The organism is Variovorax sp. YR216, from assembly GCF_900107745.1.
GTDB lineage: Bacteria > Pseudomonadota > Gammaproteobacteria > Burkholderiales > Burkholderiaceae_C > Variovorax.
This window is the reverse complement of record NZ_FNRO01000003.1, coordinates 667557-684883: the sequence shown is the minus strand read 5'-3', so window position 1 is coordinate 684883 and position 17327 is coordinate 667557. Positions and strand designations below refer to the sequence as shown.

The following is a 17327-nucleotide window of genomic DNA, read 5'->3' as shown; positions in this document are numbered from 1 at the left end:
GTGGCTTGAGGAAACTACAACGAAACCCATCGCGGCCGAGATGTCACGGCCGGCGAAGCAGAGAAGCCGGCGCGCCATGGCGCGGCCGGCAGAACCATCAGGCCAGCGATGAGAGCCGTTCCTTGATGATCATGGACCCGTCGGACTGCGTCTGCACGAAGCCGCGCTCCTCGAGATCCTTCATGACGCGGCTGACCATTTCGCGCGATGCGCCGACCATCTTGGCGAGATCCTGACGAGAGATCTTGTCACGCACCTTCATGTTGCCGGCGCCATCATCCACCGCGAATTCGAGCAGCGAACGCGCGACACGACCGTAGACGTCCATGAGCGCCAGCGACTCGATCTTCCGGTCGGCATGACGCAGTCGGGCCACCAGACCGCGCATGATGTTGTAAGACATCGAGGAACTCTCCGGCAGGCAGCGCGCGAAGGCCTCGCGGCCAAGCATCAGCACGTCGGTCTGGATCTCGGTGCGAACCGTGGCCGAGTGCGGTTCATCGTCGATCATGCTCATCTCGCCGATGTAGTCGCCCGGATGAAGGGTCGCCAGGATGACCTCGCGGCCGCGGCTGTCGGTGCTCATGACTCGAGCGCGGCCGGTCAGAATGATGTAGAGGGCATCGGACTTCTTGCCTTGCTCGACCACGACCTCGGCGCGCTTGAAGCGCTTCTTGACGATCGCGTCGGCGATGCTCGCGGACTGCGTGGGCGTCAGCGCTGAGAAGAGCGGCACGCGACGGAGCAATTCAAGATTGGACAGCATCGACATTCATCAATCCCCGGATTCCGCGCGATTCGAACCCCATGGATTAATACAATCGCGCGCATTGAAAACAGCCCCCGCACGGTCTTGAACCGAACGGTGATACTCCATATCTATCACCCCTGAAAATGTACACGCTGACGCAGCGTCAATCCTAGGTTTTCTACTCATGTCCACGTCACGCCACGCCAAGGTTCTCATTCTCGGCTCCGGCCCCGCCGGTTATACCGCCGCAGTCTATGCGGCCCGAGCCAATCTCCAGCCCCTGCTTATTACCGGAATTGCACAAGGTGGTCAGCTCATGACGACCACCGAAGTCGACAACTGGCCCGCCGATGTTCATGGCGTGCAAGGCCCCGATCTCATGCAACGCTTTCTGGAGCACGCCGAGCGTTTCAAGACCGAGATCGTCTTCGACCACATCAACAAGGTCGACCTGAGCAAGCGCCCGTTCACGCTGACCGGTGACAGCGGCACCTACACCTGCGACGCCCTGATCATCGCGACGGGCGCTTCGGCCAAGTACCTTGGCATTGAATCCGAACAGCATTTCATGGGCCGCGGCGTGTCCGCATGCGCGACGTGCGACGGCTTCTTCTACCGCGAGCAGGACGTCTGCGTGATCGGCGGCGGCAACACCGCCGTCGAGGAGGCGCTCTATCTGGCAAACATTGCCAGGAAGGTGACCCTGGTGCATCGCCGCGACAAGTTCCGTGCGGAGCCGATCCTCGTCGACAAGCTCAACGAAAAGGTCGCCGAAGGCAAGATCGAACTCAAGCTTCACAGCGCGCTTGACGAAGTGCTCGGCGACGACTCCGGCGTCACCGGCATCCGGATCAAGAACCTCCAGACGAACGAAACGGAGCAACTCGACCTGAAGGGCTGCTTCGTCGCGATCGGCCACCATCCGAATACCGACATCTTCCAGGGACAACTGGAAATGAAGGACGGCTACATCGTCACGCGATCCGGTCTGCAGGGTTTCGCCACGATGACCAGCATCCCGGGCGTGTTTGCGGCGGGCGACGTGCAGGATCATGTCTATCGCCAGGCCATCACCAGCGCAGGCACGGGCTGCATGGCGGCTCTGGATTCGCAGCGCTTCCTCGAGCAGGAGTAGGCTCGCCCCCAGGCTGCGCGCACTTCGTGTCGCTTCGCCAACCCCCTACCGGGGGCAACACCAGCGGCCCGGCTGAGCCGGTTCTGCGGTGCTTCCCTCAGGGGTGCTGGGGCTGATGGACAGCTGGGTTATAATTTCCGGCTTTGCTGAATTTGCCCGGCTTCTGGCCGGCATGAGCTGCAACTTCCGGGCTACCGCCACCCGATTCTGGCGAGGTCAAGCTGCAAACCATCTCTCGCAACACCCCGTTGCGCCAGGTGCCAGCTGTTCAAGAAAGAGTGTCCTCATGGCACGCGTATGTGAAGTTACGGGCAAGGGCCCGATGGTCGGAAACAACGTTTCCCACGCCAACAACAAAACCAAGCGCCGGTTCCTGCCGAACCTGCAATACCGTCGTTTCTGGGTCGAATCCGAAAACCGTTGGGTTCGCCTGCGCGTTTCGAGCGCTGCCCTGCGCCTGATCGACAAGAACGGCATCGACGCCGTGCTCGCAGACCTGCGCGCACGCGGCCAAGCTTAAGGAGCTGAATCATGGCAACGAGCAAAGGCGGACGCGAAAAGATCAAGCTGGAATCCACCGCGGGTACCGGCCATTTCTACACGACCAGCAAGAACAAGAAGACGATGCCTGAAAAGATGTCGATCATGAAGTTCGACCCCAAGGCACGCAAGCACGTCGAATACAAGGAAATCAAGCTGAAGTAATTCAGGCTTTCCCCTTGTCAAGAACCCGCTGCAATCCAGCGGGTTTTCTTTTTGCCTATTCGCATTGCCGACAAGCAAGGAGACACAAAAAAGCCGGCTCGACGAGCCGGCTTTTTCTTTTGGAAATACCGAGAGGCTGTCAGGCGCGCGCGGCACGCAGGCGCGTGGAGAACTCTCGCAGACCGGCAATGCCGCTCGCCTCGGCGCGGTGGCACCAGGCCGCAAGATCGGCCGCAAGCTGCTCGCGCGATTGCGAGGTGTTGAGCCACAGCTGGCGCAACTCTTCGCGCATCGTCATCATCTTGTCGAGCGCCGGATGGGCAGCGCGCGCCTGAACCAGATGGCTCCGCGCCGCGGCGGGCACCTTGTCTTCGTCTCGGTGCAACCAGCGCTTGGCCGCCTTGAGAACGGAAAGGTCCGCACCCTTGGCCTTGAGCGATGCGAGCTCACCCTTGGTCGCACGGCGCATTTCGCGCGCAAAGTTCGCCATGACCTCGTAACGATTGGCGATGACAGCTTCGAGCGTCTTCGCGTCAGCCACCGGCTGCACGTCGCCCATCTGCATCTTCGGCGGGACCTTCTTGACCTTGGCCCAGCCAATCTTCTGCATCAGGCTGATGTAGACCCAACCGATATCGAACTCGTATTTCTTGACCGAGAACTTGGCCGACGTCGGGTAGGTGTGATGGTTGTTGTGCAACTCTTCGCCGCCAATGATGATGCCCCAGGGGATCAGATTGGTGCTGGAGTCCATGGCTTCGAAATTGCGATAGCCCCAATAGTGACCGATGCCGTTGACCACGCCAGCCGCCCAGAACGGAATCCACAGCATCTGGACCGCCCAGACCGTCAGGCCGATGGCGCCGAACAGCGCCAGGTTGAGGATCAGCATCAGGCCCACGCCCTGCCAGCTGTAGCGCGAATACAGGTTGCGCTCGAGCCAGTCATCGGGCGTGCCGTGGCCGTAACGCTCCATCGTTTCCTTGTTCTTCGATTCCTTGCGGTACAGCTCGGCGCCGCGCCACATGACTTCGTCGATGCCCTTGACTTGCGGGCTGTGCGGATCGTCTTCGGTCTCGCACTTGGCGTGGTGCTTGCGGTGAATGGCCACCCACTCCTTGGTCACCATGCCGGTGCCGATCCACAGCCAGAAGCGGAAGAAATGCGAGGGGATGGGCCCGAGGTCCATGGCCCGGTGCGTCTGGGTCCGGTGCAGGAAGATCGTGACCCCTGCGATCGTGATGTGCGTGGTGACGAGCGTGTACAGCACGATCTGCCACCATGCGAGATCCCACAAGCCGTTTCCGAGCCAATCGATGGCCGCGCTCAGGACGGCAGAGTCAGGAAGCAACATTGAATTCGGTACTCCATGGCCACACGAAGGTGCAGCCTTCAGATAACCACCAATTTTAAAGGATCACCCCCTAAAAAGGGGCTTAAATCCTTGATACATCGCAAGTTTTGGCCGTCTTTGGAGCCTCGTACCTACTTCCGGCTCCAGACGGCGGCAAAGAAGCCGTCCGTCGCGTGGCGATGAGGCCAGAGCCGAAGGTAGCGCTTGCCAACTTCACCGCCCGAGCACAGGGTGTCGGCGCCGTCAACCTTGAGGCCATTCAGCAGCTCGGCCGCATCCACGGCCTCGAAATCCGGGTTCGCGGCACCGAAAGCTTCGGCAATCGCCTCGTTCTCCTCAGGCAACACGCTGCAGGTTGCGTAGACGAGGCGCCCCCCAGACTTCACGAGCCGGGAGGCGCTCTGCAGGATCGCCGTCTGCTTTGCCGTCAGTTCCTGAACCGACTGCGCCGACTGGCGCCATTTCAGGTCGGGATTGCGCCGCAGCGTGCCAAGCCCCGAACATGGCGCATCGACCAGCACGCGATCGATCTTGCCCGCGAGCCGCTTGATCCGGTCGTCGCGCTCATGGGCGATCGCGGCTGGATGCACATTCGAAAGCTTGCTCCGCGCCAGCCGCGGCTTGAGCGCATCCAGACGATGTGCCGAGGTGTCGAAGGCGTAGAGCCTGCCCGTGTTGCGCATGGTCGCGCCGATCGCCAACGTCTTGCCGCCAGCGCCGGCGCAGAAATCGACCACCATCTCACCGCGCTTCGCTTCGAGCAGGAGCGCCAGCAGTTGCGATCCCTCGTCCTGGACCTCCACTGCACCGCGGGCAAAGGCATCGAGCTTCGTCAGTGCCGGCTTGCCTTCGATCCGGAGACCCCAGGGGGAATACGGCGTCGGGCTCGCCTTGATGCCGGCAAGGCCCAGTTCCTTCTGCACGTCCGCCCGCTTGTCCGTGAGCGCGTTGACCCGCAGGTCCAGCGGCGCCGGCTGCTGCAGGTTGTCCGCCAGCGCCCGGAACTCGTCTCGCAACTGCGCCTTGAGAGGCTCGACCAGCCATTCCGGGAGGTTGTGCTTGTGGCGCTCGAGCAGTTCGTCGGGCTTGACCGAATCGCAGTTGTCAAGCCAGCGCCGTTCGGAGTCGTTCAGCGCGCTCTTGAGGAATTCCCTCTGGCCGTGGAAGCCGAGGATGGCCATCCGGCGCTCCTTGGGACCGGTGCCCGAGCGTGCCAGGTGTTCAAACAGGAGTTTCTTGCGCAGGACGGTGTACACCGTCTCGGCCAGCGTGGCGCGCTCGCGCGGACCCAGCTCGCGGTGTTCGCGGAAGAAGCGGGAGACGACCTGATCGGCCGGATGATCGAATTTCAGGACGAGGCCGACCAGGTCGGCCGTGGCCTCAAGCAGGGCTTTGGGATGCATGCCCCGATTGTCTCAGCCACCATCGATGTCATGTGGCGCGTGTCCAGACCGGGCCAAAAGCGTGCCGCTCGATCTCGGTGAGCGTGGGCGAATGCCCTGCCCACAGGACCAGCGCGGCGCCTGGTAGCGAGAGGGTCTGTTCGAGTTCACGGCACAGGCTCCAACGCTCGTCGTCCGTGAGCCCCGGCAGCTCGAGGAACACGATGTAGGCGCGCCGCCACGGAAATTCCCGAAGGTTCTTGCGCACCACCCACGCGCGAGCGACTGCGCTGGACCGCACGAGATCGGCCCGCAACTCCCCGAGCTCGAATTCGCTCAGGTCATGGCGCGCGATCTGCGTGAAGGACGGGGTCGCCGTCATTTCTTCCCAGGCGCGCTGCTCGGCGGCTTCCGCCGTCTTCGCCCGTTCGCGCCAGAGCTTGAGGGAGCGCTCGTCGTGCGCCCCGGCATCGGGATCCTCGAGGATCGACACGGCCGTCTTCGCGGCCCACCACTGGCTGGCGTTGCTGGATTCGTGCAGGCGCTCGAGCACCGCGAGGCGGGGGGCGCGGTCGCGCACGGGCAGCACCTGCGCCAATCCGCGCAAGGCACCGGCGTGGTTGGGCGTGATTTCCAGCGCCCGTTCATACAACGCGCGGACATCGGCTTCGGCATGGAGACGACGGGCGCAATCGGCCCATTCGACCATCTCTTCGGCGTTGTTGCGACCGGCGCTCGCCGCGAGCGCTGCCACCCGCTCGCGCACGCGCACCAGGTAGGCGTGGTGCTGCGTCCAGTCGCTCGCATGACCGCTGCGCCACTCGGCGTCGAAATGCGCGATCCACTTCGGCGCATCCGCCAGGAGCGCCAGCGCCGATTTGGACGACCAGGACGGGACGACGGATTTCTCATCCAGCGCTTCCAGGCGATCGCGCAGCACAGGATGGGTGTCGTCGACGTCGCTGATGCTGCGCAGCGCACCGCGCAACGCAGCGCGGGCGAACTCTTCCTCGACCGGCGCGCAAAACTTCGGCGCGAGAGAGGAGAACGGCCCGACGGGCACCGGCTCGTCGATCGCGCGCGCCCAATGACCGGGCCAGAACCGCTCCGCGTACCAGGCGCTCTTGATCGAGATTTCCTTCAACGCCGAGGCCACCACGCGGGTGCCGAGCAGCCGGGCGGCGACACGGTCGGCTTCGTATTCGTCCTGTCGCGCCAACGCGAACGTCTTCGCGGCAAAGCGCGGGAAGTACCAGCGGAAGAACGCCTGCGAGGCGAAAGCCATCAGGCCCTCGTTGCGCTGGAAGTTGGCATCCAGCTTGAGCCATGAAAGTCGCGTCCGGTAGATCCAAGCGCTCAGCTTTCCGTGGTTGCCGCGCAAATGGCCGTACTCGTGCGCCAGCACGGACACCAGGCGGCGACGGTCCAGCGCCATCAGCAGCGGCAGCCCCACGTTGAGATAGTTGGTCGCGCCGCCGAAAAGACCGTAGCGAGGCAGTTGGCGAATGCTGGCGTTGAAATCGCTGTCGAGATACACGCGATGGACCGGGGGACCGTCGATACGCTGGCGAATGCGGTCGAGCGTTTCGAAGAGACCGGGGGCGTCCTCGCGCCGCAGCTCCACGCCTTCCGGCTCCTCCAGCCGGACCCACAGCGCCCTCAATGTGGCCCACAGCAGGCCAAGCGCAAAAAGCATCAGCCATCCGCGGGTGAAGGTGAAGCGTCCGCCCTGGCCCAGGCCGCCGATGACCCAGACGATGATGCCGACCGCCAGTGCCAGACAGGCGAAGACCCACAGGTATCCAAGGGCGGCGAAAAAAGCGACGCCCCGCCGGTAGCCGAGGCTGTCGTCGGCACTGGCATGCTCGCTCAGTCGCACCAGATGTACAAAATCCGCCCGATTCATCCTGACCTTTCAGCCTTCGAAGGAGTGCCCCCGCTTGTCAGACGCCAGCCTTCCCCCATTGATCGAAACCCCACCCGGCCGCTACCGCCACTACAAGGGTGGCGAATACGAAGTGCTCGGCACCGCACGCCACAGCGAGACGCTGGAGCCGATGACGCTGTACCGCGCCCTCTACGGCGAGCGTGGACTCTGGGTTCGCCCGGCTGCCATGTTCGACGAGACCGTGGACGTGAACGGGGTGAGCCAGCGGCGCTTCATCAAAATCGACTAGACGGGAAGCGAACGCGGCGATCTCCTCCGCCCCCGCGGCACGCCAGGAAGGATTGTGTCAGTTTGTGTCTGCGCGCCGGAGCCAGTCGGCCACCGCCCTAGGGTAAACCCTGTGTTCTTGAGCCAACACCCGGGCCGCCAAAGCATCGGGCGTGTCGTCGGGCAATACCGGTACGGCAGCTTGCGCCAGGATGGGCCCATGATCGAGCTCGACGGTCACTTCGTGCACCGTCACGCCGGCCACCCGACAACCCGCCTCGATCGCACGCCGGTGCGTGTTCAATCCCGGAAAGGCGGGCAGCAGAGAGGGATGGATGTTGACGAGCCTGCCGGCGTAGCGCGTCACGAACCAGGGCGTCAGGATCCGCATGAATCCCGCCAGGACCACGAGCGCCGGCGCATGAACATCGACCTCCCGTGCCAGCGCCGTGTCGAATTCCTCCCGGCTGGCGAAATCCTTGTGTGAAACCACGGCCGTCGGAATGCCGTGCTCGCGGGCGATCGCAAGCCCGCCCGCGTCCGACTTGTTGCTGATGACCGCGGCAACCCGCGCATCGAGGCGAGCCGCCCAGCGCTCGCTTTCGGCAGCCTTGACGATCGCCGCCATGTTGGAGCCACCGCCGGAAATCAGGATCACAATGTTCTTCATGGGACGCGGGATTATCTGTGCTCGCTCGGGCGGCCCTGGCTTGTCGCGACGCGGACACCCCGAACTAGCACGACCGTGCTAAAACCGCCGCTCCCGGAGACGCGCCGCCTTTCGCGGCGTTCGATCAACACAGAGAGGCACGCATGGATTTGAGCTTCACCCCCGAAGAACAGAAGTTCCGCGAAGAGATTCGCGCCTGGGTCAAGGAAAACCTCCCCGCCGAGATTTCGCACAAGGTGCACAACGCCCTTGAGCTCACGCGCGACGATCTGCAGCGCTGGGCCAAGATCCTCGGCAAGAAGGGCTGGCTGGGCTACGGCTGGCCCAAGGAGTTCGGCGGCCCCGGCTGGACCGCGGTCGAGAAGCACCTGTTCGAGGAAGAGGCCGCACTCGCAGGTGCGCCACGCATCATTCCCTTCGGCCCGGTGATGGTCGCTCCGGTCATCATGGCCTACGGCAACGCCGAGCAGCACAAGCGCTTCCTCCCCGGCATCGCAAGTGGCGAAGTCTGGTGGAGCCAGGGCTACAGCGAGCCGGGTTCGGGCTCCGATCTGGCGTCGGTGAAGACCAAGGCAGAGCGCAAGGGCGACAAGTACATCGTCAACGGCCAGAAGACCTGGACCACCCTCGGCCAGTACGGTGAGTGGATCTTCTGCCTCGTGCGCACCAGCAATGAAGGCAAGCCGCAGACCGGCATCAGCTTCCTGCTGATCGACATGAAGTCGCCCGGCGTCACGGTGCGACCGATCAAGCTGCTGGACGGCGGCCACGAGGTCAATGAAGTGTTCTTCGACAACGTCGAAGTGCCCGCGGAGAACCTCATCGGCGAAGAGAACAAGGGCTGGACGTACGCCAAGCACCTGCTCTCGCACGAGCGCACCAACATCGCCGACGTCAACCGCGCCAAGCGTGAGCTGGAGCGCCTCAAACGCATTGCGAAGAGCGAAGGCGTCTGGGAAGACCAGCGCTTCCGCGACGAGATCGCCAAGCTCGAAGTCGACGTGGTCGCCCTCGAAATGCTCGTGCTGCGCGTTCTCTCGGCCGCCACCTCGGGCAAGAACTCGCTCGACATCGCCGGCCTGCTCAAGATCAAGGGCAGCGAAATCCAGCAGCGCTACTCCGAGCTGATGATGCTGGCCGGCGGCCCCTATTCGCTGCCGCTGATCCGCGAGGCCATGGAGGCCGGCTGGCAGGGCGACTTCCCCGGTGGCCATCCGCAGCTCGCACCGCTGTCCTCGACGTACTTCAACATGCGCAAGACCACCATCTACGGCGGCAGCAACGAAGTGCAGCGCAACATCGTCGCTCAAACGGTCTTGGGCTGAACGCGGACTCACAAGGATCAAGCAATGGACTTCAATTTCAGCGACGACCAGCAACAGCTTCGCGACGCGGTCGCCAAGTGGGTCGAAAAAGGTTACGGCTTCGAGCGCCGCCGCGCCACCGAAGCCGCGGGCGGCTTCTCGCGGGAGGCGTGGGACGAACTGGCAGAACTCGGACTCGGCGGGCTTTACATCCCCGAAGACGAAGGCGGCCTGGGCATGGGTCCGGTCGAAGGCATGGTCGTGATGGAAGAGCTCGGCCGCGGCATCGTGCTGGAGCCGCTCTCGCAATCCTTCATCGCCGGCGCCGTGCTGGCCGCCCACGCCGACGAGGACACCAAGGACAACTGGCTGCCGCGCATCGCCGGCGGACAGGCGCTGGTGGTGCTCGCCTGCCAGGAGCGCAAGGCGCGCTACCGGCTGGACGTCTGCGAGACCAAGGCAACGAAGGCGGGCAGCGGCTGGACCGTGAGCGGAACCAAGAGCCTGGTGCCCGCCGGCGACGAGGCCGACGCCTTCATCGTGCCGGCGCAGATCGACGGCAAGATTGCGCTTTTCCTGGTCGAGCGCTCCGCTGACGGCGTCGCCGCGCGCGGCTACGGCACGCAGGACGGCAGTCGCGCCGCCGAAGTCGTCTTCGACAAGGCTGCAGGCATCCTCATCACGCAGGATGGCCTGCCCGAGCTCGAGCGGGCGGTAGACATCGGCATCGCCGCCACCTGCGCCGAAGCCGTCGGCGTGATGGACAAGACGCTGGCGATCACTGTCGAATACATGAACACGCGCAAGCAGTTCGGCGTGGCGATCGCCACATTCCAGGCCCTTCGCCATCGCGTGGCCGACATGAAGATGCAGCTCGAACTGGCCCGCTCGATGAGCTACTACGCCACGCTGAAGCTCAACGCGCCGGCCGCGGAGCGCCGTCAGGCGCTGGCGCGCGCCAAGTACCAGTTGGGCGTCTCGATGCGCTTCGTCAGCCAGCAGGCCGTGCAGTTGCACGGCGGCATCGGCGTGACCGACGAGTACATCGTGAGCCACTACTTCAAGAAGCTCACGCAGCTCGAGATGACCTTCGGCGACACCCTGCACCACCTGGCCGAAGTGTCGGCACGCATGCAGGACAACGCAGGCGTCTTCGCCTGACGACCCCGAACCGCTGACGATCGCGACAGCATGCGACGCCCGCCGGCCCCAAGCTGGCGGGCGTTTGCTTTGGAAGGCCATTCAACATGCACACTCGCCGCCAACTGCTCCTTCTTGGTTTCTCGACAACCATGCTCGCCGCCTGCACCACCCCGCCGTCCAGCAACGAGCGTCCGCCGATCTTGTTCGTGCACGGCAACGGCGATTCCGCCGCGCTGTGGCAGACCACGATCTGGCGCTTCGAATCCAACGGGTGGCCGCCGGGCCGCCTGTTCGCGCTTGACCAGCCCTTTCCGCTGGCGCGCGACGACGACACCGTGGCGCAGCCCGGCCGCAGTTCCACGGCGGAATCGTTGGCCTTCCTGAAGTCGGAGGTCGAGCGCGTGCTGAAGACGACCGGCGCCACGCAGGTGGTGCTGATCGGCAACTCGCGCGGCGGCAATGCGATCCGGAACTACGTCCAGAACGGCGGCGGCGATCGCGTCGTGAGCCATGTGGTGCTCGGCGGCAACCCGGCGCACGGCATCTGGTCGATCAAGGGGCGGCAGGAGCGCAGCGAGTTCTCGGGGCTGAGTCCCTTCCTGCAGCAGCTCAACGCGCCGAAGAACGGCAATGGCGACGAGGTCCCGGCCGGCGTGAAGTGGCTGACGCTGCGCTCCGACAGGAACGACAAATACGCGCAGCCCGACGGCATCTGGATCGGCATCCGCGGCACGCCGACCAACGTCGGCTTCGATGGCCCGGCGCTCAAGGGCGCGACCAATGTGGTGCTGCCGCGCGTGGACCATCGGGAAACCTCGTTTTCGCCCGCTGCTTTCGACGCCACCTGGCGCTTCCTCACCGGCGAGGCGCCGCGCACGCTCAAGGTCGAGCCCGAAGCGCAGATCACCCTGTCCGGCCGGGTCACCGGCCTCGACATCGATCCGCTGAAGCCGGACAGTGGTGCCTTCAGCAACAACCTGCCTCTGGTCGGTGCCCGCCTCGATGTATTCGCCATCGATGCGTCCACCGGCGGGCGGAACGGGCCTGCGGTGTGGCAGCAGACCATTGCGCAGGACGGCCGCTGGGGACCGTTCCAGGGCAGGCCGGACACGCGCTACGAGTTCGTGCTGAGCGCCCCCGGATATGCGACCACGCACATCTACCGCAGCCCATTCCCGCGCTCGAGCAATGTGGTTCATCTGCGACCCGAGCGCATCGCAGAGACCGACCGCGATGCCAAGGCCCTGGTGACCTTCACCCGCCCGCGCGGCTACTTCGACGTCGAGCGCGACTCCTTGCGCTTCGACGGGCAAACCTTGCCGCCGGGCGTGCCGCCGACGGGTTCGGGGGTGTCGAGTTCAAAGATCAAGCTCACGAACGACGCCGCTCGCACGATCGAGGCCGAATTCAATGGGGAAACGCTGATCGGCCAGACCTGGCCAGCGTCGCGCGGCGACGTCAGCGTGCTCGAACTGACCTACTGAACGCTAGCCGTGCAGCCTGGAGCTCTGTGGCAGATGCGCCATCAGGAACTCCATCTGGTCCGCCAGGATGCGCCGATTGCGCAGGATGAAGTCTTCCCACAGGCTCGGCACGTACGGCGTGTACAGCAGCGGCATCCCGGCCTGTTCCGGCGTGCGGCTGCTCTTGCGGTGATTGCAGGGGCGGCACGCGGTGACGACGTTCATCCAGGTGTCGATGCCGTTCTGGGCGAACGGGATGATGTGCTCGCGGGTCAGCTCTTCCTCGTGGAAATGACCGCCGCAATAGGCACAGACGTTCCGGTCGCGGGCAAACAGCTTGGCATTGGTGAGCCCCGGCCGCTGCATGAAGGGATTGATGCGCGGCACGCCCTTCGTGCCGATGATGCTGTTGATCACGATCTGCGACTGCTGGCCCGTGATCGCGTTGTGGCCGCCCCTGAACACCGCGACCTGAGCGCCCACCTCCCAACGAACTTCGTCGGAGGCGTAGTGGATCACCGCCTGCTCGAGCGAAATCCACGATTGGGGCAGCCCTTGGGCCGACAGCTTCAAGACCTTCACCACACGCTCCTCATTCGAAGGAAACACGGAAAGACCAAGACATGGCGCCCGCCGGATCGGCTTGCGCATGACGCAGTGCGTCACAATATACCGGCTTTGTGACAAGACGCGCTGTAGTGCCCATCCTGCGGGCACAAAGTGCTATCAAAAAGATACCGACCGATGCAGATTTTCCGGGGTTTTCGGCATCCGGGGGTGGCTCCGGCCTGCGCCCTGACCATAGGCAACTTCGACGGTGTCCACCGCGGTCACCGGGCCATGCTCGGGCTGCTCAATGCCGAAGCCCGCGCTCGCGGGCTGCCGAGCTGTGTCCTGACGTTCGAGCCGCACCCGCGCGACTATTTCGCGGCGGTCACCAAGCGGCCCGAGTTGGCGCCGGCCCGCATCGGCACGTTGCGCGACAAGCTCAGCGAACTGGCCGCCAGCGGAGTCGCGCAAACCATCGTGCTGCCGTTCGATGCGCGGCTGGCTTCGCAATCGCCCGAAGACTTCATCCGGCATGTCCTCATCGAGGGCCTGGGCGCCAAGTACATCCTGGTCGGCGACGACTTCCGCTTCGGCGCCAAGCGCGCCGGCGACTACGACATGCTCGATCGCGCCGGGGAGCAGGCCGGCTTCGACGTGGCGCGGATGAACAGCTACGAGGTCCACGGACTGCGCGTATCGAGTTCGGCCGTGCGCGAGGCGCTGGCCGAAGGCCGGATGGCCGACGCCCAGGCCCTTCTGGGGCGGCCGTACGCCATCTCGGGCCATGTGGTCCACGGCCGAAAGCTGGGCCGGGCGCTGGGCGCGTCCTCACCCGGCCGCGACGACGGCTTTCGCACGCTCAACCTGCGCTTCAAGCACTGGAAGCCTGCTGCCAGCGGGATCTTCGCGGTGCTTGTGCATGGCCTGACCGAAAAGCCACTGCCAGGCGTCGCAAACCTCGGCGTGCGCCCTTCCCTCGACGCCAACGATGTCAACGGCGGCCGCGTGCTGCTCGAGACCCACTGCCTGGATTGGCCCGCGCATCTCGGCTCGGAGGGGGCCTACGGTAAAATCGTCCGCGTGGAACTGCTGCACAAATTGCACGACGAATTGCGCTACACCAGCCTCGAGGCCCTCACGGCGGGCATCGCGAAGGACGGTCGCGACGCGCGTGCATTCTTTGCTTCCACCCACGCCGAGACCCATCGCCAGACCACGCGCGATCGAATTTAAAGCGGGACCTTCGCTTTCCGCCGCGTCCGGCCGCGCCTTGTTTCGCGAAGGCCGCACGCTTCCCCCGATCCCTTCGCGCGTTGCACGGCAGCGCAGATTTCTGGAACTTCCATGGCTGACAACAAGACCGACGGCGGCACCGATTACCGCGCCACGCTGAACCTGCCCGACACCCCTTTCCCGATGCGCGGCGACCTGCCCAAGCGCGAGCCGGGCTGGGTCAAGGAATGGAACGAGCAAGGCGTCTACCACCGCCTGCGCGACGCGCGCCACGGCGCGCCCAAGTTCATCCTGCATGACGGCCCGCCTTACGCCAACGGTCAGATCCACATGGGGCACGCGGTCAACAAGATCCTGAAGGACATGATCACCAAGGCGCGCCAGCTCGAAGGCTACGACGCGCTCTACGTGCCCGGCTGGGACTGCCACGGCCTGCCGATCGAGAACGCGATCGAAAAGAAATACGGCCGCAACCTGAGCCGCGACGAAATGCAGGCCAAGAGCCGCGCCTACGCGACCGAGCAGATCGCGCAGCAGATGACCGACTTCCAGCGCCTGGGCGTGCTGGGCGAATGGGACCATCCGTACAAGACGATGGATTTCGCGAACGAGGCCGGCGAGATCCGGGCGTTCAAGCGCGTAATCGAGCGCGGATTCGTCTATCGCGGCCTGAAGCCGGTGTACTGGTGCTTCGACTGCGGCTCGTCGCTGGCCGAATTCGAGATCGAGTACGCCGACAAGAAGTCGCAGACGCTCGACGTGGCCTTCAAGGCGCACGACCCGGCCAGGCTCGCGGCCGCCTTCGGCCTGCCTGCGCTGCACAAGGATGCCTTCGCGGTCATCTGGACCACCACCGCGTGGACGATCCCTGCCAACCAGGCGATCAACCTCAACCCCGAGCTCGAGTACTCGCTGGTCGATACCGAGCGCGGCCTGCTCGTGCTCGCGAACTCGCTGGTCGAGATGTGCATGACGCGCTACGCGCTCGAAGGCAAGGTGCTCGCGACCGTGAAGGGCGAGCGGCTCGGCGGCCTCGAGTTCGAGCATCCGCTGTACGACGTGGACGCGGGCTTCCGCCGCCTGTCGCCGGTCTACCTGGCCGACTACGCGACCGCCGAGGACGGCACCGGTCTCGTGCATTCCTCGCCGGCCTACGGCGTGGAGGATTTCAACTCCTGCATCGCGCACGGCGTCAAGTACGACGACATCCTGAACCCGGTGCAAGGCAACGGTTCGTATGCAGCCGACTTCCCGCTCTTCGGCGGCCAGAACATCTGGAAGGCGGTCCCGGTCATCATCCACGCGCTGCGCGACGCCGGCCGCCTGATGACGACCGAGCACATCACCCACAGCTACCCGCACTGCTGGCGCCACAAGACGCCGGTGATCTACCGCGCTGCCGCGCAGTGGTTCATCCGCATGGACGAAGGCGACGGCGTCTTCACCAAGGACAAGGCGCCGAAGACGCTGCGCCAGACCGCGCTGGAAGCCATCGAGCAGACGAGCTTCTACCCGGAGAACGGCAGGGCGCGCCTGCACGACATGATCGCCAACCGGCCCGACTGGTGCATCAGCCGCCAGCGCAGCTGGGGCGTGCCGATCCCGTTCTTCCTGCACAAGGACTCGGGCGAGCTGCATCCGCGCACGATGCAGATCCTCGACCAGGCCGCCGACATCGTCGAGAAGGGCGGCATCGAGGCCTGGAGCCGCGTGACAGCCGAGGAGATCCTCGGCGCCGCGGACGCACCGAACTACACCAAGAGCACGGACATCCTCGAGGTGTGGTTCGACTCGGGCTCGACCTTCTCGCATGTGCTGCGCGGCACGCACCCGAACGTGCACCACGAGACGGGGCCGGAAGCCGACCTCTACCTCGAAGGCCACGACCAGCACCGCGGCTGGTTCCACTCGTCGCTGCTGCTCGCCTGCGCGCTCGAAGGCCGCGCGCCCTATCGAGGCCTGCTGACGCACGGCTTCACGGTCGACAGCCAGGGCCGCAAGATGAGCAAGTCGCTCGGCAACGGCATCGATCCGCAGGAAGTGAACAAGAAGCTCGGCGCCGAGATCACCCGCCTCTGGGTGGCCGCGAGCGACTACTCGGGCGACATCGCAGGCGACGACAAGATCCTCGCGCGCGTGGTCGATGCGTACCGCCGCATCCGCAACACGCTGCGCTTCCTGCTTGCCAACACCAGCGACTTCGACATCGCGAAGGACGCGGTGCCGCTTGGCGACCTGCTCGAGATCGACCGCTACGCGCTCAGCCGCGCCGCGCAGTTCCAGGCCGAGATCCTCGCGCACTACAAGGTCTACGAGTTCCACCCGGTGGTGGCCAAGCTGCAGGTGTACTGCTCCGAAGATCTCGGCGCGTTCTACCTCGACGTGCTGAAGGACCGGCTCTACACCACCGCACCTGGCTCGCGCGCGCGCCGCAGCGCACAGACCGCGCTCTGGCACATCACGCAGGCGATGCTGCGCTGGATGGCGCCGTTCCTGAGCTTCACCGCCGAAGAGGCGTGGAAGTTCTGCGGCGACGGCCAGTCGATCTTCGTGCAGACCTACAGCGACCTCGGCACGCCCGACGACGCCCTGCTCGCCAAGTGGAGCCGTATCCGCGAGATCCGCGATGCGGTCAACAAGGAGATCGAGACGGTGCGTGCGGACGGCCAGGTCGGCTCCTCGCTGCAGGCCAACGTGACGATCACGGCGCCGGCCGACGACCACGCGCTGCTTGCGTCGCTGGGCGACGACCTGAAGTTCGTCTTCATCACCTCGGCGATCGCGCTCGCGGCTGGCGACACGCTTGCGGCCACCGTGACCGCCAGCAAGGCCACCAAGTGCGAGCGCTGCTGGCACTGGCGCGACGATGTCGGCCACGACGCGGCGCACCCGGCCATCTGCGGACGTTGCACCAGCAATCTCTACGGCGCCGGCGAAGCAAGGACCATCGCCTGATGGCCCGCCGCCCCTCTGGCTCGAAGGGCCTCGGTATCTGGCCCTGGCTCGGCCTTGCGCTGGTCATCGTCATCATCGACCAGTTCACCAAGACGCTGATCCTCGGCTACTACAAGTACGGCGACGCGACCTACGTCACCAGCTTCTTCAACGTGGTCCGCGCGCACAACACCGGCGCGGCCTTCTCGTTCCTGGCCGGCGCTGATGGCTGGCAGCGCTGGTTCTTCATGGCGATCGGCATCGGGGCGGCGATCTTCATCATCTGGATGCTGAAGTCCCACGCGGGGCAGAAGCTCTTCTCGTTCTCGATGGCGGCCATCCTCGGCGGCGCCATCGGCAACGTGATCGACCGGATGATGCACGGCTACGTGGTCGACTTCCTCGACTTCCACCTGGCCGGCCGGCACTTCCCCGCCTTCAACGTGGCCGACAGCGCCATCACCATCGGCGCGATCTGCCTGATCCTCGACGAGTTGCGCCGCGTGCGCCGCGGCAAGTCGTAGTCCCCCAGCTTCGGTGCTCTATAGT

16 protein-coding genes are annotated in these 17327 nt (G+C 64.9%); 10 read left to right on the top strand and 6 right to left on the bottom strand.

Annotated elements, in window-relative coordinates; all coding sequences use genetic code 11:
• Window positions 1–97: 97 nt before the first annotated feature.
• Window positions 98–772, bottom strand: coding sequence for a Crp/Fnr family transcriptional regulator (locus tag BLW05_RS13185; RefSeq protein WP_093163070.1), 675 nt, complete (start codon window positions 770–772; stop codon window positions 98–100).
• Between the two features lie 163 nt (window positions 773–935).
• Here BLW05_RS13185 and trxB point away from each other — a divergent pair, with 163 nt between their 5' ends.
• From trxB to rpmG, 3 genes are all read left to right on the top strand, one after another.
• On the top strand, window positions 936–1886 hold the full coding sequence (gene trxB / locus BLW05_RS13180; RefSeq protein ID WP_093163068.1) for a thioredoxin-disulfide reductase: 951 nt from the start codon (window positions 936–938) through the stop codon (window positions 1884–1886).
• Window positions 1887–2172: 286 nt separating this feature from the next.
• Window positions 2173–2406: a 50S ribosomal protein L28 gene (rpmB, locus tag BLW05_RS13175; RefSeq protein WP_088955402.1), complete on the top strand. Its 234-nt coding sequence runs from the start codon at window positions 2173–2175 to the stop codon at window positions 2404–2406.
• Window positions 2407–2417: 11 nt separating this feature from the next.
• Window positions 2418–2591: a 50S ribosomal protein L33 gene (rpmG, locus tag BLW05_RS13170; protein WP_007830291.1), complete on the top strand. Its 174-nt coding sequence runs from the start codon at window positions 2418–2420 to the stop codon at window positions 2589–2591.
• 139 nt (window positions 2592–2730) lie between these two features.
• On the opposite strand, the gene BLW05_RS13165 is transcribed toward rpmG, so the two are convergent.
• From BLW05_RS13165 to BLW05_RS13155, 3 genes are all read right to left on the bottom strand, one after another.
• Complete coding sequence (locus BLW05_RS13165; protein WP_093163066.1) at window positions 2731–3945, bottom strand: DesA family fatty acid desaturase; 1215 nt, start codon at window positions 3943–3945, stop codon at window positions 2731–2733.
• A 131-nt stretch (window positions 3946–4076) separates the two neighbouring features.
• The gene (locus BLW05_RS13160; protein WP_093163065.1) at window positions 4077–5348 is read right to left on the bottom strand and encodes an RsmB/NOP family class I SAM-dependent RNA methyltransferase; all 1272 of its coding nucleotides are present in this window, start codon (window positions 5346–5348) and stop codon (window positions 4077–4079) included.
• Window positions 5349–5376: 28 nt separating this feature from the next.
• A complete protein-coding gene (locus BLW05_RS13155) occupies window positions 5377–7233 on the bottom strand; it encodes a M48 family metallopeptidase (RefSeq protein WP_093163063.1) in 1857 nt (618 codons plus the stop codon).
• Window positions 7234–7267: 34 nt separating this feature from the next.
• Here BLW05_RS13155 and BLW05_RS13150 point away from each other — a divergent pair, with 34 nt between their 5' ends.
• The gene (locus BLW05_RS13150) at window positions 7268–7504 is read left to right on the top strand and encodes a DUF1653 domain-containing protein (RefSeq protein WP_093163061.1); all 237 of its coding nucleotides are present in this window, start codon (window positions 7268–7270) and stop codon (window positions 7502–7504) included.
• Window positions 7505–7561: 57 nt separating this feature from the next.
• Here BLW05_RS13150 and purN read toward each other — a convergent pair whose 3' ends face one another.
• A complete protein-coding gene (purN, locus tag BLW05_RS13145; RefSeq protein WP_093163059.1) occupies window positions 7562–8152 on the bottom strand; it encodes a phosphoribosylglycinamide formyltransferase in 591 nt (196 codons plus the stop codon).
• Window positions 8153–8295: 143 nt separating this feature from the next.
• On the opposite strand from purN, the gene BLW05_RS13140 reads away from it, so the two are divergent.
• The 3 genes from BLW05_RS13140 (at window position 8296) to BLW05_RS13130 (ending at window position 12083) form a co-directional block, all read left to right on the top strand.
• Window positions 8296–9477 carry an acyl-CoA dehydrogenase family protein gene (locus BLW05_RS13140; RefSeq protein WP_093163058.1) on the top strand — a complete coding sequence of 394 codons (1182 nt, stop codon included), beginning with the start codon at window positions 8296–8298 and terminating at the stop codon, window positions 9475–9477.
• Window positions 9478–9501: 24 nt separating this feature from the next.
• A complete protein-coding gene (locus BLW05_RS13135) occupies window positions 9502–10617 on the top strand; it encodes an acyl-CoA dehydrogenase family protein (RefSeq protein WP_093163056.1) in 1116 nt (371 codons plus the stop codon).
• Between the two features lie 86 nt (window positions 10618–10703).
• The gene (locus tag BLW05_RS13130) at window positions 10704–12083 is read left to right on the top strand and encodes an alpha/beta fold hydrolase (RefSeq protein ID WP_093163054.1); all 1380 of its coding nucleotides are present in this window, start codon (window positions 10704–10706) and stop codon (window positions 12081–12083) included.
• Window positions 12084–12086: 3 nt separating this feature from the next.
• Here the strand turns inward: BLW05_RS13130 and BLW05_RS13125 are convergent, their stop codons facing one another.
• Window positions 12087–12644, bottom strand: a complete 558-nt coding sequence (locus BLW05_RS13125) for an HNH endonuclease (protein ID WP_093163205.1) — start codon at window positions 12642–12644, stop codon at window positions 12087–12089.
• A 162-nt stretch (window positions 12645–12806) separates the two neighbouring features.
• Between BLW05_RS13125 and BLW05_RS13120 the strand changes: the two genes are divergently transcribed.
• The 3 genes from BLW05_RS13120 (at window position 12807) to lspA (ending at window position 17302) form a co-directional block, all read left to right on the top strand.
• Entirely contained in the window at window positions 12807–13844 is a 1038-nt protein-coding gene (locus BLW05_RS13120; RefSeq protein WP_093163052.1) for a bifunctional riboflavin kinase/FAD synthetase, read from the top strand.
• Between the two features lie 111 nt (window positions 13845–13955).
• Window positions 13956–16799: an isoleucine--tRNA ligase gene (gene ileS / locus BLW05_RS13115; RefSeq protein WP_093163051.1), complete on the top strand. Its 2844-nt coding sequence runs from the start codon at window positions 13956–13958 to the stop codon at window positions 16797–16799.
• Complete coding sequence (lspA, locus tag BLW05_RS13110) at window positions 16799–17302, top strand: signal peptidase II (RefSeq protein WP_093163049.1); 504 nt, start codon at window positions 16799–16801, stop codon at window positions 17300–17302. The genes ileS and lspA overlap by 1 nt, the downstream gene beginning before the upstream one ends.
• The last annotated feature ends 25 nt before the right edge of the window (window positions 17303–17327 follow it).